Source organism: Kitasatospora sp. NPDC057518 (genome assembly GCF_042802075.1).
Lineage (GTDB): Bacteria > Actinomycetota > Actinomycetes > Streptomycetales > Streptomycetaceae > Kitasatospora.
Genome location: NZ_JBHVEU010000691.1, coordinates 1 through 2,816, shown reverse-complemented (window position 1 = coordinate 2,816; position 2,816 = coordinate 1). Strand labels below are relative to the sequence as shown.

Below are 2,816 nucleotides of genomic sequence, written 5' to 3'. Positions count from 1 at the left end.
CCAGGTGACCTGGTCGGCGCCCGTGACGAACACCCGTGCGGGCCGTTCCGCTACGCGGCGGTCTGCAGTTCCCGGACCGGGACGGCGTGGACCACGGCCGGGGCCGCGTTGTCCTGCTCCGGCGTGAGGTACGGGCGCAGCCGCAGCGCCAGGACGACGATCAGCACCGTGGAGCCCGCCATGGCCGCCAGGTAGAGCGGCCAGGCGCCGGAGCCGACCAGCAGCACGCCGACGGCGGGGCCGACCGCGATCGCGATCTGCTTCACCAGGGAGTACCCGGCGTTGTAGGTGCCGAGCAGCCGGGCCGGGGCGAGGTCCGCGACGATCGGGCCCATGGTGGGCGCGAGCAGCGACTCGCCGACGCCGAAGAGGGCGTAGATCGAGACGATGGCGACCGTGGCGGCCATGGTCTCCGTCCGGATCAGGCCGGCCACCAGGGCCATCGCCCAGGCGCCGAGCCAGACCACGCCGGCCGCGGCCATCGCGGTGGTGCGGCGGCGGCGCGCGGTGATCCGCACCATGAACATCTGCAGCACCACGATGGTCAGCGCGTTGGCGCCGATCGCGAAGCCCAGGGTGGAGGGCGCGGTGCCGACGGTGGAGGTGGCGAAGGCCGCGACACCGGACTCGAACTGGCCGTAGCAGGTGAAGAAGATCAGCCCGGCGAGCAGGCAGAGCCGCAGCATCGCCTTGTCGGCGACCAGCGCGCGCAGGCCGGTCGGGCCGTCGGCCTTCTCGTGGACGGCGGTCAGCTGGACCTTGGATATCCGGGCGGTGCCGGTGACCAGGGCGAGGCCGAGGAACGTCGCCGCCTCGATGGTGAACAGCCGGGTGAGGCTGGCCGGGTCGGACACGTTCACGATCTGCCCGCCGACCAGCGCACCGATGCCCATGCCCAGGTTGACCAGGGTGAACTGGAGCGCGAAGGCACGCGAGCGGGTGGCGGCCGTGGAGCAGCGGACGATCATCGTGGCGAGCGCCGGCTGGCAGGTGGTGACACCCGCGCCGAACAGGAAGGCGGAGACCAGCAGGGCCGGGGTGCCGGTGGCGTGGCCGAAGGCGAACGCGCCGGTGGCGGCGAGCGCCGTACCGGCCAGCAGCACCGGGCGGGGGCCGTACTTGTCGATGCCGCGGCCGATGAACGGGAGGACGGCGAGGGCCGCCAGCGCGAAGAGGGTGAACACCATCCAGGCGACCATCGACCCCAGCCCGCGCACCTGGTCCACGTACACGAACATGTACGGCATCGTGAACCCGCTGCCGAACGCACTGAGTGCGTTGCCGATCTGGACGCGGCGCAGCGGGCCGCCCGCTCCACGCCGCTGCCTCTGCTGCTTCACCGTGCCGGTCACCGTGCACATCCCTTCCTGGTTTCAACTGGATACTCTTAAGTCCAGAAGATTTCAGAGCTAAAGTTTGACGAGATAAAGTCTTAGCACCGGAAGAGTGCGGAGTCAAAGGCTTAAGGAGTGCACGCTCGTGCGACACTGGTCCGCATGACTACGGACAAGCCGCGGCCGGCCACTGACAAGCCCGCCCCGGCCACCCCCCTGGAGTTCGGCATCGCCGAGCAAGTGGCCCTCTACCAGCGGGAGTTCCCCACGGTCGACCCCCAGGTGGAGACCATCGTGCAGACCCTCAACCGGGTCTCCCGGCGGATGGGCGTGGCGTACGACCGCCAGCTGACTGTGCTCGGAATCACCTCCGCCGAGTGGGAGGTGCTCAAGGCCCTGGTGGTCGCCGGCAGCCCGTACCAGCTGGGGCCGGGCGAGCTGGCCAAGCGGCTCGGGCTCACCCCGGCGGCGATGACGCACCGGATCGACCGGATGGTCGCCGACGGCCTGGTCACCCGGGAGCGGGACGAGAACAACCGGGTGCGGGTGATCATCGAGCTGACCGAGACCGGTCGGGACAAGTGGCTGGAGTCGATGCGGATGGCGGCGGTGTTCGAGGAGGAGCTGCTCCAGGACGTCGCGGGCGAGGACCGCGCCGCACTCTCCGCGATGCTGGGCCGGATGCTGCGGCGGATCGAGGAGAGCCGGCCGGACGCCCCCGGCCGCACCGCCGGCCAGGCGTAGCCCGGCACTGGGAACACAAAGGAGCCCGGGGCCGGGAACGCGGACGAGTCCGGCCCGCCGGATAGTCGTTAGCTTCCAACCCTTCGATATGACAATCTGCCTGGCTCTGGAATGATCCTGATGCTCCGTTACCGATTGGGCTCCACCATGCAGATCAAGCGCACCTCCGCCCTGCTCGCCGCCGTCGTCGCGGCCGGACTGGGGCTCACCGCCTGCAACAGCGACGGTTCGTCCACCGCCGCCCCGAGCACCGCCGCGAGCACCCCCGCGGCGGCCGCTCCGACGACCCCGGCCGCTGCATCCTCCGCCCCGGCGACCGGTGCCCCGGCCGCCACTCCGTCCGCTCCGGCGGCGGGCGGGACCGCACCCGCCACCGCGGTCCAGAACGGCAAGACCAGGCCCGCCGACCTTCCCGCCGACATCCCGCTCCCCACCGGGAAGATCACCACGGTCAACGGCGCTACCGGCGGCTACCTCATCACCTGCGAGGCCACCGACGGCGACCTCGCCGCGTACCAGGCGGCGCTCAAGGCCGCCGGCTTCGAGGTGTCCCCGGTGGGCGACGGTTCGGTCCTCGCCGAGAAGGGCGAGAGCAACCTGCTGATCACCAGCTCGTCGACCACGATCACGGTCACCTACGCCAAGATCTGAGCGGCCCGAAACAGCGGGCGGCCCCCGGGGGGGGGCGTGCCGGGGCCGGGGCCCCCCCGGGGGGGGGGGGGGGGCGGGCGGGCCCCC

At 71.7% G+C, this 2,816-nt stretch carries 3 protein-coding genes; 2 read left to right on the top strand and 1 reads right to left on the bottom strand.

Going from position 1 to position 2,816, the window contains the following annotated elements; genetic code table 11:
* Positions 1-50: 50 nt before the first annotated feature.
* Complete coding sequence (locus tag ACFU7Z_RS38425; RefSeq protein WP_234348552.1) at positions 51-1,352, bottom strand: MFS transporter; 1,302 nt, start codon at positions 1,350-1,352, stop codon at positions 51-53.
* A 144-nt stretch (positions 1,353-1,496) separates the two neighbouring features.
* Between ACFU7Z_RS38425 and ACFU7Z_RS38420 the strand changes: the two genes are divergently transcribed.
* Complete coding sequence (locus ACFU7Z_RS38420) at positions 1,497-2,078, top strand: MarR family winged helix-turn-helix transcriptional regulator (RefSeq protein ID WP_380782763.1); 582 nt, start codon at positions 1,497-1,499, stop codon at positions 2,076-2,078.
* A gap of 120 nt (positions 2,079-2,198) precedes the next feature.
* The gene (locus ACFU7Z_RS38415) at positions 2,199-2,729 is read left to right on the top strand and encodes a hypothetical protein (RefSeq protein WP_380782761.1); all 531 of its coding nucleotides are present in this window, start codon (positions 2,199-2,201) and stop codon (positions 2,727-2,729) included.
* Positions 2,730-2,816: the final 87 nt, after the last annotated feature.